The 25762-nt window shown below is 56.0% G+C and carries 18 protein-coding genes and 3 rRNA genes; all 21 read left to right on the forward strand.

All coding sequences use genetic code 11. From position 1 onward, the window contains the following. The first annotated feature begins 39 nt into the window (after nucleotides 1-39). The 21 genes from OR601_RS00910 to OR601_RS01010 all read left to right on the forward strand — a co-directional run bounded on the left by OR601_RS00910 (nucleotide 40) and on the right by OR601_RS01010 (nucleotide 25634). Nucleotides 40-1194 (forward strand): N5-glutamine methyltransferase family protein, encoded by a 1155-nt coding sequence (locus OR601_RS00910; protein WP_265591873.1) that lies wholly within the window; start codon nucleotides 40-42, stop codon nucleotides 1192-1194. A gap of 155 nt (nucleotides 1195-1349) precedes the next feature. Continuing rightward, nucleotides 1350-1988 (forward strand): L-threonylcarbamoyladenylate synthase, encoded by a 639-nt coding sequence (locus OR601_RS00915; protein ID WP_265591874.1) that lies wholly within the window; start codon nucleotides 1350-1352, stop codon nucleotides 1986-1988. 87 nt (nucleotides 1989-2075) lie between these two features. Then, the gene (rpiB, locus tag OR601_RS00920; RefSeq protein WP_136011590.1) at nucleotides 2076-2516 is read left to right on the forward strand and encodes a ribose 5-phosphate isomerase B; all 441 of its coding nucleotides are present in this window, start codon (nucleotides 2076-2078) and stop codon (nucleotides 2514-2516) included. A 41-nt stretch (nucleotides 2517-2557) separates the two neighbouring features. Then, entirely contained in the window at nucleotides 2558-3205 is a 648-nt protein-coding gene (gene upp, locus OR601_RS00925) for a uracil phosphoribosyltransferase (RefSeq protein WP_265591875.1), read from the forward strand. 863 nt (nucleotides 3206-4068) lie between these two features. After that, nucleotides 4069-4869 (forward strand): F0F1 ATP synthase subunit A, encoded by an 801-nt coding sequence (gene atpB, locus OR601_RS00930; protein ID WP_136011589.1) that lies wholly within the window; start codon nucleotides 4069-4071, stop codon nucleotides 4867-4869. Between the two features lie 90 nt (nucleotides 4870-4959). Further along, nucleotides 4960-5151: an ATP synthase F0 subunit C gene (locus tag OR601_RS00935; protein WP_136011588.1), complete on the forward strand. Its 192-nt coding sequence runs from the start codon at nucleotides 4960-4962 to the stop codon at nucleotides 5149-5151. A gap of 90 nt (nucleotides 5152-5241) precedes the next feature. Beyond that, nucleotides 5242-5793, forward strand: a complete 552-nt coding sequence (atpF, locus tag OR601_RS00940; RefSeq protein WP_265591876.1) for a F0F1 ATP synthase subunit B — start codon at nucleotides 5242-5244, stop codon at nucleotides 5791-5793. Beyond that, nucleotides 5780-6244, forward strand: coding sequence for a F0F1 ATP synthase subunit delta (locus tag OR601_RS00945; protein ID WP_168896093.1), 465 nt, complete (start codon nucleotides 5780-5782; stop codon nucleotides 6242-6244). Before atpF ends, OR601_RS00945 begins: the two co-directional genes overlap by 14 nt. A 96-nt stretch (nucleotides 6245-6340) precedes the next feature. After that, nucleotides 6341-7960, forward strand: coding sequence for a F0F1 ATP synthase subunit alpha (atpA, locus tag OR601_RS00950; protein ID WP_407658197.1), 1620 nt, complete (start codon nucleotides 6341-6343; stop codon nucleotides 7958-7960). A 4-nt stretch (nucleotides 7961-7964) separates the two neighbouring features. After that, nucleotides 7965-8891, forward strand: a complete 927-nt coding sequence (gene atpG, locus OR601_RS00955; RefSeq protein WP_136011585.1) for an ATP synthase F1 subunit gamma — start codon at nucleotides 7965-7967, stop codon at nucleotides 8889-8891. Beyond that, on the forward strand, nucleotides 8891-10375 hold the full coding sequence (atpD, locus tag OR601_RS00960; RefSeq protein ID WP_136011584.1) for a F0F1 ATP synthase subunit beta: 1485 nt from the start codon (nucleotides 8891-8893) through the stop codon (nucleotides 10373-10375). The genes atpG and atpD overlap by 1 nt, the downstream gene beginning before the upstream one ends. 6 nt (nucleotides 10376-10381) lie before the next feature. Beyond that, nucleotides 10382-10816, forward strand: coding sequence for an ATP synthase F1 subunit epsilon (atpC, locus tag OR601_RS00965; protein ID WP_136011583.1), 435 nt, complete (start codon nucleotides 10382-10384; stop codon nucleotides 10814-10816). Between the two features lie 286 nt (nucleotides 10817-11102). Beyond that, entirely contained in the window at nucleotides 11103-12374 is a 1272-nt protein-coding gene (gene murA, locus OR601_RS00970) for a UDP-N-acetylglucosamine 1-carboxyvinyltransferase (RefSeq protein ID WP_136011582.1), read from the forward strand. Between the two features lie 36 nt (nucleotides 12375-12410). Continuing rightward, entirely contained in the window at nucleotides 12411-12839 is a 429-nt protein-coding gene (locus tag OR601_RS00975) for a metal-dependent transcriptional regulator (RefSeq protein WP_136011581.1), read from the forward strand. A gap of 48 nt (nucleotides 12840-12887) precedes the next feature. Continuing rightward, entirely contained in the window at nucleotides 12888-13901 is a 1014-nt protein-coding gene (locus OR601_RS00980; protein WP_265591880.1) for a hypothetical protein, read from the forward strand. Between the two features lie 251 nt (nucleotides 13902-14152). Further along, nucleotides 14153-15046 (forward strand): UTP--glucose-1-phosphate uridylyltransferase, encoded by an 894-nt coding sequence (locus OR601_RS00985; protein WP_136011579.1) that lies wholly within the window; start codon nucleotides 14153-14155, stop codon nucleotides 15044-15046. Between the two features lie 71 nt (nucleotides 15047-15117). Continuing rightward, nucleotides 15118-16509, forward strand: a complete 1392-nt coding sequence (locus OR601_RS00990) for a phosphohexomutase domain-containing protein (RefSeq protein WP_265591882.1) — start codon at nucleotides 15118-15120, stop codon at nucleotides 16507-16509. 373 nt (nucleotides 16510-16882) lie between these two features. Then, nucleotides 16883-18394 (forward strand): 16S ribosomal RNA (locus OR601_RS00995). Nucleotides 18395-18742: 348 nt separating this feature from the next. Next, nucleotides 18743-21720, forward strand: a 23S ribosomal RNA gene (locus OR601_RS01000). A gap of 114 nt (nucleotides 21721-21834) precedes the next feature. Then, nucleotides 21835-21950, forward strand: a 5S ribosomal RNA gene (rrf, locus tag OR601_RS01005). The 16S, 23S and 5S rRNA genes sit together here, the layout of an rRNA operon. A 516-nt stretch (nucleotides 21951-22466) precedes the next feature. After that, nucleotides 22467-25634: an AfsR/SARP family transcriptional regulator gene (locus tag OR601_RS01010; RefSeq protein ID WP_265591884.1), complete on the forward strand. Its 3168-nt coding sequence runs from the start codon at nucleotides 22467-22469 to the stop codon at nucleotides 25632-25634. The last annotated feature ends 128 nt before the right edge of the window (nucleotides 25635-25762 follow it).

Genomic DNA, 25762 nt, shown 5'->3' on the forward strand with positions numbered 1-25762 from the left:
TGGCCGATAGACAAGATTGGCCTAAGGGAGAATAGATCTATGGCAGATAGAGTGTGGACCATTAAAGACATATTGGACTGGACGCGCAATGACCTGGAGCACAACGGCGATGAGCACCCTCGTCTCTCGGCCGAGTGGCTGCTGTCCGCCGCTACAGGAAAGTCTCGCGTGGAGCTCTATCTCAATTTCGACCAGCCGCTTACACCTGCAGAACTCAAGGCCATGCGCGAAGGCGTAGTGCGTCGTCGTGCTGGTGAGCCTTTGCAGTATGTGACAGGGGAGGTTCCCTTTCGCCACATCATTCTTCGCTGTGAGCGAGGAGTGCTCATTCCCAGGCCCGAGACAGAGATCTTGGTAGATGCAGCCTTAGAGGGCGTGGATGCTGCTGCAAAGAGAAGGGCGCTCCTACCAGAAGAAGAGATTGTGGCAGAAGAAGAAGGTGAATCTTTAGAACCCCAAGATGTACTGGAGGCTAGGGATCCAGTACAGAAATTAGTATCATTGCCTACCTCCTCTTTGAGTGACGGGAATGTCGAATATGTGCCTATCCAAACCGAAGAAGTCTTGCAGGCCTCAGAGACTGAATCTTTCTCTGAGGGGAATGCAGATGCCCCCGATGTTTCGGAGAATGACGAGCTAGATATCGAGAAAGTGAGCCCTCGCAAGGTGCGAGTGGCTGATCTTTGCTGTGGAACGGGCTGCATAGGTCTCTCCATTGCGTCCGAGCGTGAAGATGTGGTGGTATGGGAGGGCGACCTCTCTGAGCAAGCGGTATCTTTAACTGAACGCAATCGGGATGCGCTTAATCTCACTTCTCGGGTGGCGGTGGCTCAGGGGGATCTCTATGAGGCGCTTCCTGGTGAGCTTGCTGGCACATTAGACGTCATAGTGTCTAATCCTCCATATATACCTTCTGCGGTGGTGCCCACCTTGCCTCAAGAAGTGGTGGGCTATGAGCCGGGTCTCGCACTCGATGGTGGCAAGGATGGTCTCGACCTATTTCGCCGCTTACTCGAAGGCGCTCCTCAATGGTTGGCGCCAGAAGGAATGCTATGCGTGGAGCTCTTTGAAGACTCTCTTGATGCAGCGGCATCTCTAGTGCGCGACCAAAAGGGTTGGGCTCATGTGGAGATACGCCCCGACCTTACCGGTAGACCTCGTGTGCTCATAGCAGTTCGAGAGGGTAAACGATAAACGTTGAACCTCTGGAGCTGGTGAAGACATCGTAGAGCATAAAAGAAAATAGAACAAGTGTTCTCAATCCACTTTTTTCTTGCTACACTCTACTCCACAAAAGCACGGGGGTTCAAAGGCGGTAGAAGCAGGGAGGCCCAGCTATGGGAGCTGTTGTGAGGGTGAATCAAGATAATCCTCAAGAGGACCTGGTTGCCCAAGGTATCCGTGTGCTTTTGGATCAAGGATGCATGGTTATGCCTACGGATTCTGTCTATGGGATCGGTGCGGCTCTCGCTCCGCAAAATCCTGGTCATGAACGAATTTTTGAGATCAAAAAGCGCGAACGTACGCAGACGCTCCCGCTACTTTTGGCAGATCCTCAAGGGATAGTCCGCTTTGGACAAAACGTGCAAGACTGGGTTTATCCAGTCATAGAGCAGTTTTGGCCAGGAGCCCTTACAGTGGTGGTAAAAGCTGCTTCGTTGGTTCCAAAAGATTATGTGGCGGCTAATGGAACCATTGCGGTGCGCGTGCCAGATTCAGAACTAGTAAGGCAGCTGGCGCGTGGCTGTGGGGGAGCCCTGGCGGTTACCAGCGCCAATACTCACGGGGCACCTTCTCCTGCTGCTTTCGACGATCTAGAGAGCGCCGTAGAAGAGAACGTAGATTTGGTCTTTGATGGTGGTGCATGTCCTCTCGGCATTGCATCTACAATTATCGATGCAACAGGTACAGAGCCTCAGCTGCTCCGCGAGGGAGGAGTCTCGTTTCAGGCCATCTGTGATGCAGCTCAGGCAAGAATACCGTCCTAAGAGGCAACCGGTACCGTTTCTCTTGAGCCAGAGTTCAGGGTAAATGGTTAGACTGGACAGGAGTCTACTACCACCCAAGGAGGAAGCATGCGCGTAGCTGTCGCATCTGACCATGCTGGTTTTTGCCAAAAGGCCCAAGTTATCGACTTCATCAACTCGCTAGGGCATGAGGCGATCGATCTTGGTCCTGCAACAGACGATCGTGTTGATTACCCTGACTATGCCGATCCTGTAGCCCGTGGCGTAGCTGATGGCACCTATGACCGCGGTGTTCTCATTTGCGGTACGGGTATTGGTATGGCTATGACTGCCGATAAGGTCCCCGGCATTCGAGCGGTGGCCATCCAAACCCCTGGTTTTGCAGAGCTGTGCCGTGAGCACAATGACGCCAATGTTATCTGCCTGTCTGGCCGCTTTGTAGACCCCACCACCAACGATGAGATCGTAAAGATCTTCCTCGAGCAGCCTTTTGGTGGAGGCCGTCACGCCCAGCGTGTAGAGAAGATCATGCGTGAGGACGAGCGCTAAAGCGCAATAGATAAAGCAGGACGTATCGAGAGGAGCTTTTCATGACCATCGAGTACGACGAAAGCCGTGTAACGCTGGTGGATCATCCTTTGGTGCAGCATAAGGTAGCTATTATGCGCGACAAAGACACTTCCACCAAGCAGTTCCGCGAGCTCGTACGTGAGCTGGCTCTTTTTGAAGGCTATGAGGCCACTCGTGACTTCCCTCTAGAGGAGGTCGAGATTGAGACACCGCTAGAAACCTGCACCTGCATGGAGCTCTCTGGTAAGAAGGTGGCAATCGTGCCCATTCTGCGTGCAGGTCTTGGCATGGTTGACGGTCTTTTGGAGCTCATTCCCTCTGCGCGTGTAGGACACGTGGGAATGTATCGCGACCCAGAGACGCATGAGCCTCATGAGTATTACTGCAAGCTTCCCCCCGATGTGGAGAATCGCACCTGCCTTGTGGTAGATCCCATGCTTGCTACCGGTGGATCTTCCAACGCAGCCATTGACTATCTGCGTCGTGCAGGCGTGTCTGATATTCGTCTGCTGGTCCTGGTGGCCGTGCCGGAAGGCCTCAAGGCCGTACTCGATCACGATCCAGATGTACGCATCTTTACCTGCGCTATCGACCGCGAGCTCAACGATCACGCCTATATCCTGCCGGGCTTGGGCGACGCTGGCGACCGTATCTTTGGCACGAAATAATAAATTCCTTGTGCGCGATTCAAAGTCGACCTCGTCTAATGAACTGAGGTCGACTTCTTGTTTGATCCATGTTTCAGCCAATGACAGGCTCGCTGTCTAGAGGGAAAGGGTTTCTCGGTTATCTAAGAGTTTTACTTGCCGACAAACCCCTTTTTTCAAGACTTAGAGCAAGAGGCAAATAACGGAGAGCGGTTTTATGGTCGCATCGTTTAGGGGTGTTTAGCTGACGTATCAATGATCTTTAATTTCGTTTTCGGTTTATTGGCCCCAGTTTTAGGTATCTTTAAGCGCTTATTGGTATACCAAGTGGGGGATACTAGGGATTACCAGAAGAAGGAGGGAAGAAGCTGTTCGCAAGGTAGTTCCTAAACAAGAGCTGCTACAGGGGGCCGTTTGCTCGCATGCAAGCCAGAACGGTCGTTGGCTTCGGTAAACAACTGGGCGAGGCTTACATATCAGCTTCATAAAGTCGGCTGATAAGCGTCAATCATTGTTCCATTTGAAGGCCAAAGGACTAGGATACTGAATCGACTCAACGGTCCGCCCCTCAAGAGAGGACCCAAGGGCACATGTATTGGCTTGTAGGTGCACTTATCGGGCTACTGGGGGCGCTCCCCGGTCTCCGGTTGGCTCATGATGCACGTAGCGGTCGCCGCGTATCGGTGGCCGCGGGCCTTGCCGTCACGCTCGCATCCACAATCATGTTGGTGCTTGCAGTCGCAGCGGGGTATTACCTACATAGTTCCGAGTTTGCCTCCTTCGCCTTTGCGATGGTGACAGTTTTTCTCGGGACCTGGACCATAGAAGCAATGCTGGCTTGGCGGTGGATAGTCCACGGTCGCCGGCAATAAGAAGGAGGAAACGTGGGAGAGTTCGAGGAGCTACCTGAGCACGTTAACGAGCTCGTTGACAGCTTCATCGCAGAGCCTGTGGTGGGTGACCTCAACGTAGGTATCACCCAATACACCTTCTACATGTTCCTTGCCGTCGCCATTATCTTTGTGGTGCTTTTCATTTTTAAGAAGAAAGAGTCGGTGTCTTTGGTGCCCCAGGGTCGCTTTGTGAACGCAGTGGAATATGTGATTGAGTTCGCACGCAAAGACCTGGTTGAGGACATCCTGCATAGCACCTGGCGCCAGCACTTCCCCTTCATCGCCACGGTCTTCTTCTTCATTCTGGTCAACAATCTGTTGGGAGTTATTCCTGGCATGCACCCAGGCACGGGTACCATTGGCGTGACCTTTGCCCTGGCGCTTATCTCGTTTGTGTACTTCATCTACGTAGGCGTGAAAAAAGATGGCGGCTGGGGTTATATCAAGAGCCTCAAGCCTAAGGGCGTTCCATTCCCGCTGGACTGGCTTGTATGGCTTATTGAGCTGTTCTCTACGTTCCTTCGTCTTATTACACTGGCTGTGCGTTTGTTCTGCAACATGTTTGCCGGCCACGTAGTTATGGGTACCTTCGCAATCCTGGCATCTCTTTTCATCTCTCGATTTGCCCAGGGCGTCACTCTTGAAGCCTTTACGGGCGCAGGCATCTCTCTGCTCTGGCTTCTGGTGCTTATCGTCATCTATCTCGTTGAGATTCTTGTAGCTGCCATCCAGGCATACGTGTTCTCGTTGCTCACGGCGGTCTACGTGCAAATCGCCGAGGAAGATGAGTAATCATCGGCATATCGACGGGTAATACCGTCTGTGCATAGTTCGATCCCATAAGAAGGCCCGGTCGGAAGGGCCGTTGCTAAAGGAGGAATCGTGGGAGTCATCGGTTACGGAATTGGTGTTGTTGGTGCCGGTTTGGGCATCGGTCTTGCTGCCTACGGCGCAACTACGTCCATGGCCCGTCAGCCCGAGGTTCAGGGTCGTCTGTTCACCGTCTTCATCCTTGCCTCTGCATTCGTCGAGGCACTGGCCCTTATCGGCTTCGTGGTCTCCCTGCTTGCCTAATTACTATTCACGTCAAGCTCGTTGGAGGTTTCAGAAATGAATCGTACCTGTGCAGGTAGAGGGGTTCTGCCCTCTGCAGTGGGGGCTCTCGTGGCAGTGATTCTCACTGCGCCAACACCCGCACTGGCTGCCTCCGCCTTCGACATCCTCGTCCCTAAGCCGGCTGAGTTTATACCAGCCCTGGTGGCCTTCATTGTGATCTGGGTCATCCTCGCCAAGCTTGTGTGGCCTACGGTGTTAAAGACGCTAGATGCTCGCCAGCAGACCATTCAGAACAATCTGGATGCTGCCGAGCAGGCTAAAGTCGAGGCTGCTGAAGCGCTAAAGAAGGCTGAGGCTGCGGTTGATGAAGCCCAGATTCAGGCTGATGACATTGTGGCTGAGGCAAAAAAGACCGCTGAGGCCTCCCGGGCTGCCATTATCGAGAAGGCCAATGCCGATGCCAAGCAAATCACTGATCGCGCTCGCGAGAATATCGATGCTGAGCGCAATGCAGCTATGGCTGAGCTTGTAGATCAGGCCGCAGATCTTGCTGTGGACTTGGCGAGCAAGATCATCGGCGAGCATCTTGATGTAGAGACACAGAAGCGTCTCATCGAGAAGTCGCTGGCGGAGGCTGGAGACGCCAATGTCGACGAATAGCCGTATGGAGCAAGACAAGATCGAGACCTATGCGCGCACCCTGCTTGAAGCTGCAAAGGCGGAAGGACGCGAGAAGCGTGATTTGCACACGCTGGTGGATCTGGCCAATGCCTTGGGTGAGGTGTCAGACACCCTTAAGGTCATCTTGGAGCGCGGCGACGAGAACCTCTTGCCAGAAATCGCCAACCGCTACTCGGATCTTGTTCATAACGAAAACGACGTCATCGCCGTGGATGTGACGACTGCCATCCCTCTGGATGACGACATGCGCGAAGAGGTAGAGGAGTTCCTCTCGCTGGACTACGGTCAATCCGTGTTCATTGTCGAGCACGTGGACCCCTCAATCATCGGAGGCATCATCTTCAACGCGCGTGGTGAACGCCGCGACGCATCTGTTAAGACCCAACTTGAGAATGCGCGTCGTGTTCTCAAGAGCAGAGGAGGCGAATAGGAGTTGGCCGATTCCAACGAGGCGACCAAGGTTGCGCCAGATGGCGCTATCAACGCCGACACCATAGCCAACATCCTGCGCGTCAAGCTCGACGCCATGAAGGCCGCCATCGATACTCAGGATGTTTCCCGAGTGATCGAGATTGGCGACGGTGTTGCCCGCGTGAGCGGTCTTAAGAGCGCTATGGCTGGCGAGTTGCTGGATTTCACGAGCGCTATGACCGGTGTGCATGTGTACGGCTTGGCCCAAAATCTGGACCGCGACGAGGTTGGCGCGGTGCTCTTTGGCAATGTGGAGGTTATTCGCGAGGGTGACGAGTGCCGTACCACCGGTCGCGTTATGGACATCCCCGTGGGTCCTGCGATGCTAGGGCGTGTGGTTAATCCTCTGGGCGAGGCTATTGATGGCGCTGGCCCTATGGAAACCGTGGCTCGTCGTCCCATCGAGTTCAAGGCCCCTGGCATTATGGCTCGTACTCCCGTCTGCGAGCCTGTGCAGACAGGCCTTATGGCTATTGATGCCATGATCCCTGTAGGCCGCGGTCAGCGTGAGCTTATCATTGGCGACCGCAAGACCGGCAAGACGGCAATCGCCATCGACACGATCATCAACCAAGCCAAGAGCGACATGATTTGCATCTATGTAGCCATTGGCCAGAAGGCTTCCACAGTAGCCACTATCCGCCAGACGCTCGAGCAGCATGGTGTGATGGATAAGACCATCATTGTGGCTGCCACCGCCTCAGATTCTGCACCGCTTCAATACATCGCCCCAATGGCAGGCGCTGCCATTGGCGAATACTTCATGTATACCGGTGAGGACGGCAAGCCTGCTAACCAGGACAATCCTGGCCGTGCCGTGCTAGTGGTCTACGACGACCTGTCCAAACAGGCAGTGGCCTATCGTCAGATGTCTCTGACGTTGCATCGTCCCCCTGGACGCGAGGCGTATCCCGGCGATATTTTCTACCTGCACTCTCGTCTGTTGGAGCGCGCCTGTAAGTTGGACGAGGCCCATGGCTACGGCTCGCTTACTGCGCTGCCCATCATTGAGACGCAGGAAGGCGATGTGTCCGCTTACATTCCTACCAACGTCATCTCCATTACCGACGGTCAGATCTATCTGCAGTCCAACCTGTTCTTGCAGGGCCAGCGCCCTGCAGTGGACGTGGGCATCTCGGTATCCCGCGTAGGTGGAGACGCTCAGATCAAGGCTATGAAGCAGGTGGCCGGCAACCTCCGTCTGGACCTGGCCAGCTACGCCGAGCTTCAGAGCTTTGCACAGTTTGGCAGCGACCTCGACCGCTCCACCCGCTATCAGCTCAACCGCGGCGCCCGCATGACCGAGCTGCTTAGGCAGAAGCGTTTCTCGGCCATCGACGTGGTGGATCAGGTAGCCGTCATATTCGCAGGCAACAACAACTTCCTCGACGATCTTCCGGTAAACCAGGTGATCCCCTTCCGCGATCAGTTTGTGGATTACCTCAAGACCAGTCGCGTGGCTCTGCGTGAGAAGCTCCGTCAGGGGCGCATCTCCGACGAGACAGCCGAAGAGCTCAAGGGCGCCTGCCGCACCTTCAAGAAACAGTTCTTGGCCAGCACGCGCGCTGCCCAGAGCAAGAAGACCCAAGAAGAGCTAGCAGAAGACGCAATCGAGTCGGCTGGCGCCGTGACCACGGTGGAAGACTCCGCCGCCTCGGTGGCTGAGGAAGCATAGAATCATGGCGAACCTTCGCGACATCAAACGACGCATACGCACGGTGTCGAGCACTCGGCAGATCACTCACACCATGGAAATGGTGTCTACTACCAAGATCATGCGTGCCCTCAAGCGTGCAGCAGACGGCGCCCCCTACAAGGACGCCATGACCACCATGCTGGTCAACGTCGCCGCTGCGGGCAGCAGCGAAGAGCAACCTTTGCTTAAGGAGCATCCTGCAGTTAATCGCGTGCTCATCATTGTGGTGGCTTCTGATCGCGGCTTGGCTGGCGGCTTCAACGTGCAGGTGGAACGTGACGTTGAGCGCCGTATCGTCGAGTGGGAGTCCAAGGGCGTGCAAACAGAGCTCGTCTGTTGCGGCACCAAGCCTACGGAGTACTTCACCGCGCGCGGTCGCAAGCCCATCTTGTCTTTCCAGGGCATCTCGGCAGATCCTACGCTGGTGGAAGCCAACCAGATCGCCAGTTATGTGATGGATGGCTTTACTTCCGAGCATTTGGATCGCGTCGAGATTACCTATCAGCATGCGCGCAGCCGTGTTGAGCAAAGGCTGGTTACCGAGGAATTGCTCCCCGTAACCCGTGACACCCTGCGCTTGCCCAATGCCCCTCGCGAGCATGAGGCGTTGTCAAGCTTGAACCCTGCTGCCAACTCTGAGGCTGCGCAGGACTTCGAGTTCGACCCCTCGCCCGCTCAAGTGCTGGGATATCTCATCCCCAGCTATATCCGCACGGTGATTTATCACGCACTCATCGACTCCGCAGCGGCCGAGCACGGCGCGCGCCGTCGTGCCATGCAGGCAGCTACCGAGAATGCCGATGAGATCGTGACCACCTTGAGCCGTGAGTACAATCGCATCCGTCAGAGCTCTATCACCACCGAGATCAATGAGATTGTCGGCGGCGCCGCAGCATTGGAGGAGAAGTAATGGCAGAGAAGACCAAGCTCGCGTCGCTGGACCTCGACAGCGTTCTCAAAGCCTCGGTCAACAATCAGAGCGACCTCGACGAGGGCATCATTGTCCGTATCGTAGGCCCTGTGGTCGACGTCAAATTCGAGGACCACATGCCCGCTATCTATACCGCCCTCAAGGTAGATGCAGTGACTCCTTTTGGCCACATCAAGACCGAGCTTGAGGTGGAGTCCCAGCTGCCTGGCGGCATTGTGCGCACCGTCGCCATGACCTCCACCGACGGTTTGCAGCGCGGCCTGCATGTGGTGGATACCGGCAAGCCCATGCAGATGCCTGTAGGCGAGTCCACTTTGGGCCGCGTCTGGAACGTGCTGGGTGAGCCTGTGGACGGCAAGGGCATGCCTAAGAACGTGCAATACTATCCCATCCATCACCCAGCGCCTCGCTTCGACGACCTCACCACCTCGGTGGAGATCTTCGAAACCGGCATCAAGGCCATCGACCTGCTGGAGCCCTACATCCGCGGCGGCAAAACCGGTCTGTTTGGTGGCGCCGGCGTAGGCAAGACGGTGCTCATTCAGGAGCTTATCAACAACCTGGCCATGGAGCACGGCGGTACCTCGGTGTTTACCGGTGTAGGCGAGCGTACTCGCGAGGGTACCGACCTTTACCATGAGATGACAGAGTCTGGGGTTATCAACCGCACCTGCCTGGTCTACGGTCAGATGAACGAGCCGCCCGGAGCCCGTCTGCGCGTCGCTCTGGCCGGTCTGACCGAGGCCGAGTACTTCCGCGATCAGGGCCAGGACGTGCTGCTCTTCATCGACAACATCTTCCGCTTCTCTCAGGCGGGCTCTGAGGTTTCGGCACTTCTCGGCCGCATGCCTTCCGCAGTGGGCTATCAGCCTACCCTGGCTACCGAGATGGGCGACCTCCAGGAGCGCATCGCCTCCACCAAGGAAGGCTCAATCACCTCGGTGCAGGCAGTCTATGTGCCCGCAGACGACCTGACCGACCCGGCGCCTGCTACCACCTTCACGCACCTGGATTCCACTACGGTTCTGTCCCGTTCCATCTCTGACCTGGGCATTTACCCGGCCATCGATCCTTTGGCGTCTTCTTCGGACGCCCTGGATGCCACGGTGGTGGGCGACGAGCACTATCGCGTGGCCATGGCAGTGCAGGAGGCCCTTCAGGCCTACACCGACCTTCAGGACATCATCGCCATCCTGGGTATGGACGAGCTCTCTGACGATCAGCGCAAGACTGTGCAACGCGCTCGTAAGATCCAACAGTTCCTTTCTCAGTCCTTCCACGTGGCAGAGCAGTTCACTGGCAACCCCGGCGTCTACATCAAGGTGGCTGACACGGTGCGCTCCTTTGCCGCCATCGTGGACGGCGAGTGCGACGACATTCCCGAGCAGTGCTTCCGTTTCGCTGGCGACATCGACGATGTGCGCCGCCGTTATGAGCGGTTGCAGAAGGAAGGGGAGGCGTAAGGCCCTATGGCTCACCTCACCTATCAGATCGTTCGCCCCGACAAACTCATGAAAGAAGGCGAAGCCAATGCGGTGATCTTGGTCACTCGCTCTGGCGAGCTGGGCGTCTTGCCCGGTCATGCCCAAGAGATCTGTGCTCTGGGCGATGGCGTGGTGCGCATCGAGCATGAGCCTGACGAGAAGGGCGAGACCGTAAACTACATCGTGATTTCCGGCGGCTATGCAGAGATCACCGGCACCGAGGTCATCCTTCTGGCCGACCATGCGCGCAACATCGACGACATTGAGCCTTCTGTGGTGGAAAAGACTCGACAAGAAGCCCAAGAGGAACTGAGCCGCATTCCAGAGGGAGATTCCCGCCGCGCTTACTTCGACTCAAAGATTGCCTGGTGTGATCTTTTGCTTGCCGAGAATGACCGCTGGAGCGGGCAGAAAGCCTAAGGGTGGTCCCTACAATTTTGGAAGCTGCAGCTTGACGGCAGCCACCTGCCTGCTGCCTAGATCTATAAAAAAGGGCGACCGTCAAGGTCGCCCTTTTTACCTCTTGCACCCTGGGCCACCGCCCCTTGTTTTTCGCTATGTGCGCCTGCGGTGTAGGAAGTTAAAGCCGGTGCACTTTGGGGTTGGTGTCTTCCATACTAGAAGCCGGAAAACAGAGGGCCGGGCCGCCTAGGGGCTCCCTTGTAGGGATGGGTGGGTTTCTCGGCTAGAAAATTGGAGGAATGCCGTGGAGGTTATTCAGATTGAGGGTGGCTACCCTATTACCGGCGAAGTCAGGGTGGAGGGCGCAAAAAACTCGGCGCTCAAGCTCATGGCAGCCACGCTCATGGCGCCCGGCATCAACGAGCTCACCAATGTCCCCAACATCTCGGACGTGCACATCATGGCGCAGGTGCTGGAGGAGCTAGGTGCAAAGGTCGAGGTCAAAGGGCCGCATGATCTGCTAATCGACACCACAGACGTCAATACCTGGGTCACTCCCTATCATCTGGTGGCCAAGATGCGCGCATCCACGGCGGTGTTGGGACCGCTTCTGGCCCGCTTTGGCAAGGCCGTGGTGGCTATGCCTGGTGGCTGCAACATCGGCGCCCGCAAGATCGATATGCATATGTTGGGCCTTGAGGCGCTGGGTGTGAACTTTGTGGTAGATCACGGCAATATCCACGCCAGTGCGCCCAATGGCATCGTGGGAACGCTGGTGACGCTGGAGTTTCCCTCGGTGGGCGCTACAGAGAACCTGCTGATGGCCTCGGTCCACGCCCAAGGCGTCACCACCATCGACAATGCTGCTCGCGAGCCTGAGATCGTAGACTTGGCCAACATGCTCAACGAGATGGGCGCCAAGATCTCTGGCGCCGGCACCCCGCTCATCGAGATCGAGGGCGTGCCTGAGCTGCATCCCGTGAGCCATCGGGTGGTGGGCGACCGCATCGAGGCAGGTACCTTCATCGCCATGGGCGGCCTGGTGGGCGAGCCGGTGACCGTGCGCGGGTTCGACCCCCAGCATCTGGGTCTCGTGCTCAAGAAGTACGAGCTTATGGGTCTTACCGTCGAGCGCGAGGCGGATGGCGTCACCGTGTGGCGCACCGGCCCCATCAAACCTACGGACATCCAGACGCTGCCTTACCCCGGCTTTCCTACCGACATGCAGGCCCAGACCATGACACTTCTCGCCACTGCCGCAGGAGACTCCATCATCACAGAGAATGTGTTTGAGAACCGCTTCATGCTGGCAGCCGAGCTCAACCGCATGGGAGCCGACATCCGCATCGAGGGGCATCATGCTATCGTGCATGGGGTAGAGGGCTTCTCGGGAGCGCCTGTAACCTCTCCCGATCTCCGCGGCGGTGCCGCGCTGGTGATGGCGGGTCTGGTGGCAGACGGCTATACCACGGTGTCGGCCATCCATCATATCGACCGCGGCTACGAGTCCTTCGTGGAGAAGCTCCAGTCGCTGGGCGCTCATGTGGAGCGCATCGCAGCGCCCGACGAGCTCTAAGTGCGACGACTGCCATTTTTAGAGGAGGGATGACCCATGTCGGAGTCCGAGAAGGACACGGTGCCGGCCAGCCATCTGTCTATGGCCAACGAGGATTATCTGGAAGCCATTTGGCGCATCGCTTTGCGCGAGCAGTCAGAGGCGGTGCGCTCGGTAGATGTAGCGGAGCTTTTGGGAGTCTCAAAAGCCAGTGTGAACAAGGCGCTGTCAACCCTTAAAGAGAACGGCTATGTGGAGCAGCATCGTTACGGGCGCGTCACGCTCACCAACGATGGCGCCGCCTACGCTCGGCGTTTGTGGCGTTCCCATAGGGCGCTCCGCACATTTTTAGAGACCGAGCTGGGTGTGGATCCTCAGGTGGCCGATGAAGAAGCCTGCCGCATGGAGCACGCATTATCTGATGACACTATGAATCGTTGGGTTCATTACCTAGAGAAGGCTGGAATTGCGGTAGATACGGTCTAGTCATCAAGCGAACCTATTGCGTCTCTTATCTGTATCGGAAGGATTGCCATGGATTACCCGTCTTCGGGGCACGACGATCTCATGCCTCAGGCTGAGCCTACCGTTGCAGAGCTTTTGCACGCTTCCTCACCCTCAGACCTCGACGAGGCTTCTCAAGATGCCCAGGTGGCCGCAGCTCGTGAGCTAGAATCCCGCCTCCGCGGCCAAGGGGCGGCGCTCACGCTTTCCTCAGACCTCACCTCTGCGCTGTCCAAGCTCGATCCCACTATGCCTTCTGCTCTCTGGTCGCTCTACGAGCCCGAGCAGGTAGCGGCTTTCCAAGAGCTCGAGGCGGCTTCGGGCATCGAGGCGATCCTGGCCAACACGCGCACCCCGGTTGCAGACCTTTTGGCCGACGGCGCCGCTCGTCAGCTCTATGACCTTGGGCTTCGGGCTATGGAGCTGGCCAGTCGCCGTTCTGCGCCCTACTGCTTGGGCGTGGCTAACCTGGATCGATGGGACACCGCCGATCCCATAGCTGCCTTCACCGGAACTCTGCGCCTGCTGGAAGGCGTCTGCGACGGTGGGGCTCAAGGCTTGCTGCTCGAACAGGTGCCCTCGCTGGATCTCGCCTGCACGCTTCTGGATGCCCTTGCCGAGAAACGCACCCACCTTCCTGCAGTCATCTGCTGCTTTGACCCCACCGCTTCCGGAGTGGCGCCCCAGCTCACCCCACAGACCGACGAGCGGGGGTTCGCCCTTCTCGGCATGCCTCCAACAGCCCAGAAGCCCGACTATGCCCGCCTGGTGGAGTCCCTCGCCTCCCGGTCGGTGGCGGCGTGGGGATTCTCGATGCAGACGGCAGAAGACCTGGTGCGCTGCCAGGGGCTCTTTAGAGGTGACGGCTCCCAAGGCGCGGCCTATATGCTGTCTGCGGCCCTTCTGGAAACGGGGGCAGCTGACCACCTGATGTTCGATGCTGCCACCACTGCGGTAGGGCTCATCGGTCCGGCGAAACTGTCGTTGGTCTCGCGACTGGTGCTGGCGCAGCAACAGGTCGACAGGCCAGAGGACCAGCGCTGACATTCAGATGCATAATTTAAGGGCCTTTGGAGGTTTTCATGGCCCTGTCATTTGTATGTAACGATTTGGAGACCGGGCAGATACAGGTAACATCAAGGTTGGTCGAATCCAGCTGTTGCTCTGCGACTCCTGTACTTGACCTTACGCATCCACTCAGTTGGCGCGTCTTTTAAGACCGTGCCAGCGCGTTTGGACGTACGTGCTCTGTGCGTCCCTGCGGCCTCAAGGGCTGCAGGCTAAAGGAAGGTTTCATGAAGGCTGTTATCCCCGCTGCTGGTTTGGGCACTCGTTTTTTGCCTGCTACCAAGGCTACTCCCAAAGAGCTGCTTCCAGTTCTCAATAAGCCGGTAATTCAATATGTAGTAGAAGAGGCACTTGAGCCTGCGGCAGTTGACGGCGTGGTTATCGTCAACTCCCACGAGAAACCCCAGATCGAGGAGTACTTTAGCCCTATGCCCGAGCTAGAGGGCCACTTGCGCGAAGTGGGCAAAGAGGCCGACGCCAACCTGGTGCGCGAGACCGGCGAGCTGCCTGTGTCCTTCGTCTACCAGGACGAGCCCCTGGGCTTGGGCCATGCGGTGCTTTGCGCTGCCGACAAGATCGACGACCAGCCCTTCTTTGTCCTTTTGGGTGACTACTTTGTGCCTAATCGCGAGATGTGCGTGGCCATGGAGGCAGTGTCTCGGGCTCACAACGGCGCTTCGGTCATCGCAGTGGCTCCTGTTCCTCATGAGGATGTAAGCCGCTACGGTATCGTGGGCGGCCAGCTCGTCGCTTCTCCTGACGGGGTGGCTCGCGGTGAGAACGAGCCTGGTGCAGTACTCAAGATCTCTGAGCTGGTAGAGAAGCCTGCTCCGGAAGATGCCCCCACCGATCTCTTTATTGTGGGTCGCTATCTGCTCACTCCCCGCGTGATGGAGCTGTTGACCACCCAAACCCCTGGTGCCGGCGGAGAGATCCAGCTCACTGACGCCTTGGTGCGCCTGCTCGACGACGAAGAGCTCTTTGCCCTAGTGGTGGATCCCAAAGACGGCTGCGATACCGGAACGCCGGCTGCCTGGGCTGGCACCAATGCCCGTATGGCTCTTAAGGACCCTGCCATTTGCTCCATGTTCTTGGAGGCGCTGGGTTCTCAGGAGCTCTAGTTTGTCCCGATGTTCTCCCGGGCCCCAGGCTCGGGAGACCGCGGCGATTATAAAAGACCAGAGGATCTCTCATGTCCTACTTGCGGTTCACCAATGATGGCTGGTATTCGCGGCTGGACGAGGATTTCTGCGAGCCCAATGTCGCTCGCATTGCCGATGCCGTCGCGGCCTTTTGGTATGAGCAAAATCCAAAAGGCACTGTCTATATAGGGTTTGACACCCGCCAGAATGCGGGCTCCTATGCTGCCATTGCTGCAAAAGCCCAGGCAGCTTGGGGACTTAGGACCGTGGTGTCCGACGGCCCCTGCCCCATGCCAGCCTTGAATGAAGCGGTGCGCGAAGACCCCGAAGCCATTGGCGCCCTCATGCTCACGGCAGACCACCGTAGCGCCGATTATCTAGGCGTACGCGTGCGCAATGCAGATTCTTCAGCCATCTCCTCAGAGGATGCCGCTCATATAGAAGACCTGGTCTCTGCCGAAGTAGACGTTCCCGACGTGTCCTTCGAAGTGCAGGACTTCGTCTCGCCGTTTTTGGCGACCATGTCGTCGATCATCGATGTGTCCTTAGTGCGCGACGCCCATCTCACTGCGGTGGTCGACCCTCTTTTTGGCACCGCACGAGGAATCGCCGCCCCGCTGCTGCGCTCTTTTGGCGTGGACGCAATGGAGATCCATAGTGCAGCCGATGCCAACTTTGGCGGCCTTCATCCTGAGGTGGTGGAGCCTTGGGTAGATGACCTGGAATATCTTATCGGGCAAACCCGATCCAGCTTTGGGGTCGCCATTGACGGACCTTCGAACCGCTCCATTCTGGTGGACGAGCGCGGCCAGCTGGTGTCTGCCCCTCAAGCCCATGGATTGCTCTTGGAGCATCTGGTCAAGCATCGAGGCCTCTCCGGCCGCATTGTGGTGCCCCGGTTCTCCTCTGCTATGACTCGCCGTCTGGCCGATCGCCTAGGTTGCGAGGTGGTGGCCGTCGCTTCTGGCCCCACTTGGCCCTTCGATGAGATCCGCCGAGACAACGTGCTTACCGCCAGCGACGGCCTAGGCGGCATTTGCGTTCCTACGTTTGATAGGGAGCGCAATGCATTCGTGACCATGCTTTTGCTCATGGAATACATTGCTGCCGAGAAAAAGCCGCTCTCTTTGCTGGTAGATGAGTTTTGTGCCCAGGTGGGCAAGATGGAGTTCGGCTCTAAAGAGCTGCGGATGGATCCTGGCAAATATGCTGTGTTGCGCAATCTCTTGCCGGGAGTAAACCCTGTATTAGAAGGGGTAGGCAAAGAGCCTGTGTCTGTGAGCCATGCTGATGGGTTGCGAGTCCAGTATGAAGATGATTCTTGGCTTTTGGTAAAGCCCTCGCTCTCTGAGCCTCTTGTACGTATTTATGCCGAAGGTCCTACAAAGGCCGAGAGGGACAATCTGCTCGATGGTGCCAAACAGCTTCTTAAGCAGCTTTAATAGTAAGGTCTGTTGCAATTTATGAAGGAAATGTGAAGTGCAAACTTCTCGCTAGGCTCACCCTCTCCCTCGCGTATAGTTCTTTCTCGCGCCGCGGTGGCACAGACCACAGGCGGTGCGGCGAACCTTGAGAACCGGATACCGTGGCCCCTTTCCTACAAGAAAGAGAAGTGAGAAAAGGGTCACAGAAAGAATGACAGACCATTTAGTGGTTCTTTATTACTTAACCTCGTTTTCTTATAAACCAGTGCGAGTAGCAAAGAAGACCTAATGGATCCAAAAGTTGATCGGCGTTTATTAGCCGGAGTCATAAGGTAAGGCTCACCATTTTTTGACTGGTTAAAGATGCGGTTCTCTGCATCTTGACATAGTTTGAACGGAGAGTTCGATCCTGGCTCAGGATGAACGCTGGCGGCGCGCCTAACACATGCAAGTCGAACGAGAAGCACCTCTTCGGAGGTGTGGATAGTGGCGAACGGCTGAGTAACACGTGGGCAACCTGCCCCTCTCATCGGGATAGCCTCGGGAAACCGGGGATAATACCGGATACTCCAACGCTTTCGCATGGAAGCGTTGGGAAAGCTCTGGCGGAGAGGGATGGGCCCGCGGCCTGTTAGCTAGTTGGCGGGGTAACGGCCCACCAAGGCTTCTATGGGTAGCCGGGTTGAGAGACCGACCGGCCAGATTGGGACTGAGACACGGCCCAGACTCCTACGGGAGGCAGCAGTGGGGAATCTTGCGCAATGGGCGAAAGCCTGACGCAGCGACGCCGCGTGCGGGATGACGGCCTTCGGGTTGTAAACCGCTTTCAGCAGGGACGAGGCCGCAAGGTGACGGTACCTGCAGAAGAAGCCCCGGCTAACTACGTGCCAGCAGCCGCGGTAATACGTAGGGGGCGAGCGTTATCCGGATTCATTGGGCGTAAAGCGCGCGTAGGCGGCCAGTTAGGTCGGGAGTCAAATTTCGGGGCTCAACCCCGTCTCGCTCCCGATACCGGCTGGCTTGAGTGTGGTAGGGGAAGGCGGAATTCCCGGTGTAGCGGTGGAATGCGCAGATATCGGGAAGAACACCGGTGGCGAAGGCGGCCTTCTGGGCCATCACTGACGCTGAGGCGCGAAAGCTAGGGGAGCAAACAGGATTAGATACCCTGGTAGTCCTAGCCGTAAACGATGGACGCTAGGTGTGGGGCGATGTCGCTCCGTGCCGCAGCTAACGCATTAAGCGTCCCGCCTGGGGAGTACGGCCGCAAGGCTAAAACTCAAAGGAATTGACGGGGGCCCGCACAAGCAGCGGAGCATGTGGCTTAATTCGAAGCAACGCGAAGAACCTTACCAGGGCTTGACATGACGGTGAAGCGGCGGAGACGCCGTGGCCGAAAGGAGCCGCCACAGGTGGTGCATGGCTGTCGTCAGCTCGTGTCGTGAGATGTTGGGTTAAGTCCCGCAACGAGCGCAACCCCTGCTGCGTGTTGCCATCATTTAGTTGGGCACTCACGCGGGACCGCCGGCGTCAAGCCGGAGGAAGGTGGGGACGACGTCAAGTCATCATGCCCCTTATGTCCTGGGCTGCACACGTGCTACAATGGCCGGCACAACGGGCACGCCACTGCGCGAGCAGGAGCAAATCCCTTAAAGCCGGCCCCAGTTCGGATCGGAGGCTGCAACCCGCCTCCGTGAAGTCGGAGTTGCTAGTAATCGCGGATCAGCACGCCGCGGTGAATGCGTTCCCGGGCCTTGTACACACCGCCCGTCACACCACCCGAGTCGTCTGCACCCGAAGTCGCCGGCCTAACCTCGTGAGGGAGGCGCCGAAGGTGTGGAGGGTAAGGGGGGTGAAGTCGTAACAAGGTAGCCGTACCGGAAGGTGCGGCTGGATCACCTCCTTTCTAGGGAGACATACGGTCTTTCTAAAAGACATCACTTATCTTTGATTTTTTAGTTCCTTGCCTTACCGGCAACCGATCGCCTCTTTCTGTGACTCTCACTTTTCCTCCTACAAAAGAAGGCAAGCTACGGCATCCGGTCCTCGAGGTTAATCGCCTCGCGTACCTTGAAAGCCGCATAGCGTCAAAACACATTTGTGTGTCTCAGACACAGTCTGAGATATAAGCATCTGATCGCGTGCCATCTCTGTCTCAACTCGGAAGATGGCACAGCATGTATGTATACCAGCAACACTGCACCTTATATATCTAAGGTGTCTTTGTTTGTTATTAGCAAAGCTATGAAGACAAAGACAAGATGTTAAGAGCGTACGGTGGATGCCTTGGCACAGGAAGCCGATGAAGGACGTGACAAGCTGCGATAAGCCACGGTGAGGCGCACATAGCCTTCGACCCGTGGATCTCCCAATGGGCAAACCCGACAGACGTGATGGTCTGTCACCCTTGCTTTGAACCCATAGAGGCAAGGGGGATAACCCGCTGAACTGAAACATCTAAGTAGGCGGAGGAAGAGAAATCAACAGAGATTCCCCTAGTAGTGGCGAGCGAACGGGGATCAGGCCAAACCGACGTGCGTCTATGCCCGGCAGGGTTCGCGCCGTCGGTGTTGTAGGGCCACACGTACAGGATCTGCCGGTCTTGTGCGCAGTAAGAAACCGGAGCGGTAGTCGAAAGGTCTGGGAAGGCCTGCGAAACAGGGTTAGAGCCCCGTAGACAAAACCGATCCGGCTGCGCGTTGTGGTACCTGAGTACTGCCGGACACGTGAAACCCGGTGGGAATCTGGGGGGACCACCCTCCAAGCCTAAATACTCTCCTGTGACCGATAGCGAACCAGTACCGTGAGGGAAAGGTGAAAAGCACCCCGGGAGGGGAGTGAAATAGTACCTGAAACCGTGCGCTTACAAGCAGTCGGAGCACCTTAATTGGTGTGACGGCGTGCCTTTTGTAGAATGAGCCAGCGAGTTGCGGTATGTGGCGAGGTTAAGCTCTGATAAGCGAGCCGTAGCGAAAGCGAGTCCGAAGTGGGCGTATAAGTCGCATGCCGCAGACGCGAAGCCGGGTGAGCTATCCATGGGCAGGCTGAAGCGGGGGTAAGACCCCGTGGAGGGCCGAACCCACTTAGGTTGAAAACTGAGGGGATGACCTGTGGATAGGGGTGAAAGGCCAATCAAACCCGGAGATATCTCGTTCTCCCCGAAATAGCTTTAGGGCTAGCCTCGGTTGCTTACCGTCGCAGGTAGAGCACCGGATGGGCGCGGGGGCCTCACCGCCTACCAACCCCAACCGAACTCCGAATGGCGACGGTCTTGAGACCGGGAGTCAGAACGTGTGGGCTAAGCCGCGCGTTCGAAAGGGAAACAGCCCAGACCGCCCGCTAAGGCCCCCAAGTTCGTGTTAAGTGGCAAAGGATGTGCGTTTGCCTAGACAACCAGGATGTTGGCTTAGAAGCAGCCATTCATTTAAAGAGTGCGTAACAGCTCACTGGTCGAGTGGACATGCGCCGACAATATACGGGGCTAAGCACGACGCCGAAGCGGCGGAACGATCCTTCAAGGACCGTTGGTAGGGGAGCTTTCCTTGGGCAGCGAAGCTGAAGGGTAACCTTTGGTGGAGCCTTAAGGAAGTGAGAATGCTGGCATGAGTAACGAGAGCGGCGAGAGTAACGCCGCCGCCGTAAACCCAAGGTTTCCTGGGCGAGGCTAATCCTCCCAGGGTCAGTCGGGAGCTAAGGCGAGGCCGGAAGGCGTAGCCGATGCACAGCAGGCAGATATTCCTGCACCTCCCGCAGACGTTTGAGTGATGGGGTGACGGAGAAGGGTAGCTCGACGGGGTTCTGGACGTCCCCGCGATGTCGCGTAGCCTGAGGGGTAGTAAAATGCGCCTCTCGCATAAGGGTGAGGCGACGGACGAAGCGCTTTAGCGAAGCGAGTGAGCCCATGCTTCCTAGAAAAGCCTCTAGCAAGTCTGCGGGTGCCCGTACCGCAAACCGACACAGGTGGGTGGGTAGAACATACCAAGGCGATCGGGTCAACCATGGTTAAGGAACTCGGCAAAATGGCCCCGTAACTTCGGGAGAAGGGGCGGTGGCGCGGGTGATAGAGCGTGCCTCTTGAGCCTGAGCCACTCACAGTAAAGAGGCCCAAACGACTGTTTACCAAAAACACAGGACTCTGCTGAAGTCGTAAGACGACGTATAGGGTCTGACGCCTGCCCGGTGCCGGAAGGTCACGTGGAGTTGTCAGTCGCAAGACGAAGCAGCGAAACCAAGCCCCGGTAAACGGCGGCCGTAACTATAACGGTCCTAAGGTAGCGAAATTCCTTGTCGGGTAAGTTCCGACCTGCACGAAAGGCGTAACGATTTGGGCGCTGTCTCAACCATGGACCCGGTGAAATTGCACTAGTCGTGAAGATGCGACTTACCCGCGGAAGGACGGAAAGACCCCGTGAACCTTTACTGCAGCTAGACATTGGCTGCCGGTCCGACGTGTAGAGGATAGGTGGGAGACTGAGAACCACTGGCGCCAGCCGGTGGGGAGTCGCCCTTGGAATACCACCCTCGTCGCTCTGGCATCCTAACCTGCGACCGTTATCCGGCGTAGGGACCGTGTCTGGTGGGTAGTTTGACTGGGGCGGTCGCCTCCTAAAGAGTAACGGAGGCGCGCAAAGGTCTGCTCGGGACGGTCGGCAACCGTCCTTTTGAGTGCAAGAGCATAAGCAGGCTTCACTGCGAGACCAACAAGTCGAGCAGGTGGGAAACCAGGCTCTAGTGATCCGGCGGCCCAGAGTGGAATGGCCGTCGCTCAACGGATAAAAGGTACTCCGGGGATAACAGGCTGATCTTCCCCAAGAGTCCACATCGACGGGAAGGTTTGGCACCTCGATGTCGGCTCATCGCATCCTGGGGCTGGAGCAGGTCCCAAGGGTATGGCTGTTCGCCATTTAAAGCGGTACGCGAGCTGGGTTCAGAACGTCGTGAGACAGTTCGGTCCCTATCCTCCGTGGGCGTAAGAGAGTTGAGGGAGGCTGCCCCTAGTACGAGAGGACCGGGGTGGACGGACCTCCGGTGAACGGGTTGTCAACCAATGGCACTGCCCGGTAGCTGAGTCCGGTTGGGATAACCGCTGAAAGCATCTAAGCGGGAAGCCCGTCCCAAGATGAGCTCTCTTTTTGGTAAGGCTCCTTGTAGACTACGAGGTTGATAGGCCGCAGATGTAAGGCGTGTGAGCGCCTCAGTCGAGCGGTACTAATAGGCCGAGCTCTTGTATTTGTTTTTCATCCCATACAAGCAAAAGTCAGATGCTCACCCACACCATGTGAAAGAGACGCTGTGCGGCCTTCAAGGCACGCAGATGCGATTGAGCCTCGAAGACGCTTAGAGCCGGTCGGCGGCCATAGCAGGGGAGGCACACCCGGTCCCATGCCGAACCCGGAAGTTAAGCCCCCGAGCGCCGATGGTACTGCCGGTTTAGCCGGTGGGAGAGCAGGACGTCGCCGACCCGCCCTAGGCGTCACTTTAAAGCCCCGTTGTCACTGGAGTGGCAACGGGGCTTTTTGCGTTTGGGGGAAAGGATATCAGTAGCCTAGTGTGAACGGTAATGAATAAACAACAAATAAAATAACTATGGATAGTCCTGCGTAGGAGACATTAAGAAACTGTATCTCAGAAGAAATTACTTCTATAAGTGAATAGAAATACAAAAATAGTTATAAACAGAAGATAATATACGCATATATAGTAAAACACCGTTGGCCGATGACAATAATTTGGCAAATATTAAATGTAATCTAGTGTCCTACATGATACTGTCCTTAAAAAGTGGTAATAGCAGCATCTATTCATGAGACACCAGTTAGAACCTTATAAATAAAAATACAAACGAAAACTATCCCTCTTGAGATGCGTAGATCAATGTGCCTTACCAGCACCTTTATTGAGTAAGAATACTTAGTGCTCTCATATACACAACGAAACCAAGAGGGCCACAACAAAACCAAGGGAGATAGGAACACGCCATGGCTACGCATCGTATCACAGCTGGGTCTACTCTAGGTGGAATGGTTGAACAGGTGTCTTTCTTTCTTCCTCCAGGAACCGTGATGGAGCAGGAGCCTGCCGCCCCTCGTATTCATCGTCAAAAACTTCTTGAGGCATTTGTCGTTCAACTCAAGAAAGATCGACTTCTAATTTATTGTGCGGGCAAAGGCTATGGTGCCACCTCAATTGCCCATGAAGTTGCACGTGCGATAAGCAATTCGGTGAAACCACCTTTATTCATTCGCTGTGACAATATGCCAAGCTATGTGGTTAGAGAGGCATTAGCATCATTGGTGGAACTAAAAGACAGCCAGGATAGCTATCCTTTCGAAGTCCTATGTGTTGAAGGAATAACGCGGCTTGACACAGAAGATGCGCAGGCAATCAGCGCCTACCTACAGAGACTTACTTCGAAGACTCACGTCATTATGCGTATGGATATAGCAAGTCTGGCGGCTTTGGAAACAGTGGGACAGTATTCTTGCATCCAGGCTTATGATCTGCTTGCCAGTATTGAGGAGGTGCAGCAGTGGTTCCACGACTCCTCCATTCGATTGACCCTCAAAAGCATGGAATCCTTGACCGGTAACATTGCTTCTTTATTAGAAGGACTCGCCAGCGACGGGGTATGGTTCAACAGGGGTACTGATTCAAGTGCGTATGAGTCCGTGCGTTCTATGTTGCTCTATAACGCAGTGTCAGATGGACTTATAAAAGAAGATCGAAAATTACGTGCCGCTATGGTTCTTCTGGGTGAAGGTACCTTTGAAGAGCTGCGTTTACTCGGTGTGCGCGTAGACGATGAGCTAATTCGATGCGCCTATCAAGAGGTTCCAATTTTAGGGGTGGACTCATCATTCACAGCTTTTCGGATAGTGGGCGGCCCCTACATTCCTCCTGCGCTGGCTCAAAGAATCGGAGAAGAGTTCCCAAAGCTTGTGAAAGAAGCTTTACAACAACTTACGAAAAACCAGCGGCTCAAACAGGTAGTTTCGATAGCTCATCCTTGCCGTCAGTGGCTAGACCTCAAGCTGCTTGCTGAGACCATGCCACTAGAATTATGGAATGCCACAGGATCAGATATTCTGCGTGAAGTGCTCTATGAGGCAGATAAGCAAGAAGAAGAGCTGTCAGCGGGTTTGACACAGGCAAGAGCTATCTTTCAGCTATGCTCGGGGGTAATAGATGCGCGATCTCCAAAGTTGCGAGAAGTCATCAGGTTGTCTGATGGTTCTGTAGGCGGTGCGCTTGCAAGCCTAGAGCGCTCTCTCTCACTTTATCGGCAATGGCCAGAACCAGATACAAGTGCTCTTATAGAAGATGAAAATAAAGATCGCAGCGCACAAAGTGGCAGGATCTGCAGGTCTCGTACCAAAGCCAAAAAAGCTTCAACAGTGCAAGCATTAGAGGACCAATTGGAGCAACATTGCTTGTTTAGGGAGCAGTTGCTTCTTGGAGAGTGGAGGAGCGCTGCAGAAGCTCGTTTTTGGGCAATGAGTTCTCAAGCTAGTGAGACGGTAGGGGGATCCCTGTTGGTGGTAGATGCCTATTGCGCCTGTGGATTGCTGGGAGAGGGCGTCACCCTGGATCTTAAGACTGAGCTCGCTAGAGCTCTTAAGACACTGCGAACTCACCCTCGGGAGAGGCTGGGGCTCCATGAGAATGCTCTCTGTTGGTTTGTCGAGGTTGCTCAAGGAAAGCAGCGTGATTGTAGCCTCATACAAGAGAGTTGGGCCATGGCCAATGAAAGCCACGATGAGGTGATGCTCAATCTACTGAGCCTCGGAGCAGGGCTTGTACATTTGCAGGAAGGGGCTTTTGCTCAGGCTGAGGCGATGCTCAAGCCCTTGCTTTCGGCCAGCCTCCCCCAATGGATGGGGCAGGCGCGCGATCTTGGTCTGGCGCTGGTGGCGTTGAGCAACCATGAGGCTTTGAGTTACCTCTCCTGTGTGGAGGGCGATAGCCCCACCACCCCTATGGGTGCCCTTACCAAGGTGGTGGCTACGCTCTTCTATAAGACGCGCGAACCTTTGGAAAGACGTCTGGAGCATAAGCAGCGCCTGGGCCAGTGCAGACCTGACGCGCTCTCGGTGCTGTTTGTCGACCTATTGTTGAGCTTCGACTTCCAAGGCGCAGCTTTAAAAGATTTGCTGCCAAAGAGCTGGCGTAAAGCGGCTGAGGACCGTAGAAAACTGCGCAAAGCCCTTGTAGTGGCCTCTATTCAGGAAAAGTCAACGGAGGCAGTCGCGTCTTCTGGCACTACAGTTTCTATCCATGTGTTGGGAGGCCTTCAGATTCGTGTGGATGGAAAACTGGTGCCCAAAAAACAGTGGCGGCGTACATCTGCAAGTTCTTTGTTGGAGTGCTTGGCTCTCCTAGAGAGCCATATGGCTTACCGCTATGAGCTCTTCGCGTGGTTGTGGCCTGACAAAACTGTAGAGAAGGCTAGACAGGCTCTCTACTCGGCAGTCTCTGCAGCCCGCAAGGCGCTAGGCGCAATAGGTGCCGACAAAAGCCTGCTTGTCCACCAAAATGGTCTGGTGAGCCTGGATACACAGCAAGTGAGCTATGACATCGATCAGTTACGTCGGCACATCGACAGCGCGTTAGGGGCGAGGAGCGCCAGTGTATGTGCGACTGAGGCGTTAAGGGCTTCTCGGCTTTATAGTGGTGGGCTATTTGTGCCGCCTATCGGCGCAGCCTCGGATTTCTTCGCTCATGAACATGACGCTCTGGAACAGCGTTACCTCGATGCGCTGGTACGGGGAGCACATAGAGCGAGGGAGATCCAGCATTCCAGAGATTCGCTGCAGCTCTCTCGAGCGGCTTTTGCCCTCGCGCCTTGTAGGGAAGATGCGTGTACTGAGCTGGTGCGGGCTCTTATGGATATGCGTCGGTTTAGTGAGGCAGAAGAGGTATGCCGGGAATTTAGGGTGGAGATGAGAAGGCGGTACAGGCAGAGTCCTGGTGCCACAATGAATGCACTTACCAATGAGCTGGTGCGCCTGCGTTCGATGGAGGCTGGTGAGGGTTGGGCACAGCCTGCAGGGCGTAAATGGGAGTTGGATTATCTGGAAGAAGAGGCGCTGGAGAAGGCGAATGAAGCATCGCTGGCAGCGCGAGATAAAGAGGGGACGATAGATTGATGAGAGACGATGGGTAAGCTGGGGTCTAGGGAGGCTGAAACTACCTGTTTAATACTCATAAGCCCACAATACTGTATGAGGCATGAAAGTAGATCAGGTATAGTAGAACGACTGCCAAATGCATTGAT

It is taken from the genome of Leptogranulimonas caecicola, assembly GCF_023168405.1.
Lineage (GTDB): Bacteria > Actinomycetota > Coriobacteriia > Coriobacteriales > Atopobiaceae > Leptogranulimonas > Leptogranulimonas caecicola.

What these genes read in the sequence shown, in the direction of transcription:
- OR601_RS00945 (WP_168896093.1), top strand. Translation starts at nt 5,780, where the DNA reads ATGTCGACGAATAGCCGTATGGAGCAAGACAAGATCGAGACCTATGCG.
- OR601_RS00990 (WP_265591882.1), top strand. Translation starts at nt 15,118, where the DNA reads ATGTCCTACTTGCGGTTCACCAATGATGGCTGGTATTCGCGGCTGGAC.
- OR601_RS00910 (WP_265591873.1), top strand. Translation starts at nt 40, where the DNA reads ATGGCAGATAGAGTGTGGACCATTAAAGACATATTGGACTGGACGCGC.
- upp (WP_265591875.1), top strand. Translation starts at nt 2,558, where the DNA reads ATGACCATCGAGTACGACGAAAGCCGTGTAACGCTGGTGGATCATCCT.
- atpG (WP_136011585.1), top strand. Translation starts at nt 7,965, where the DNA reads ATGGCGAACCTTCGCGACATCAAACGACGCATACGCACGGTGTCGAGC.
- OR601_RS00980 (WP_265591880.1), top strand. Translation starts at nt 12,888, where the DNA reads ATGGATTACCCGTCTTCGGGGCACGACGATCTCATGCCTCAGGCTGAG.
- OR601_RS00985 (WP_136011579.1), top strand. Translation starts at nt 14,153, where the DNA reads ATGAAGGCTGTTATCCCCGCTGCTGGTTTGGGCACTCGTTTTTTGCCT.
- atpA (WP_407658197.1), top strand. Translation starts at nt 6,341, where the DNA reads ATGAAGGCCGCCATCGATACTCAGGATGTTTCCCGAGTGATCGAGATT.
- OR601_RS01010 (WP_265591884.1), top strand. Translation starts at nt 22,467, where the DNA reads ATGGCTACGCATCGTATCACAGCTGGGTCTACTCTAGGTGGAATGGTT.
- OR601_RS00975 (WP_136011581.1), top strand. Translation starts at nt 12,411, where the DNA reads ATGTCGGAGTCCGAGAAGGACACGGTGCCGGCCAGCCATCTGTCTATG.
- atpC (WP_136011583.1), top strand. Translation starts at nt 10,382, where the DNA reads ATGGCTCACCTCACCTATCAGATCGTTCGCCCCGACAAACTCATGAAA.
- rpiB (WP_136011590.1), top strand. Translation starts at nt 2,076, where the DNA reads ATGCGCGTAGCTGTCGCATCTGACCATGCTGGTTTTTGCCAAAAGGCC.
- atpD (WP_136011584.1), top strand. Translation starts at nt 8,891, where the DNA reads ATGGCAGAGAAGACCAAGCTCGCGTCGCTGGACCTCGACAGCGTTCTC.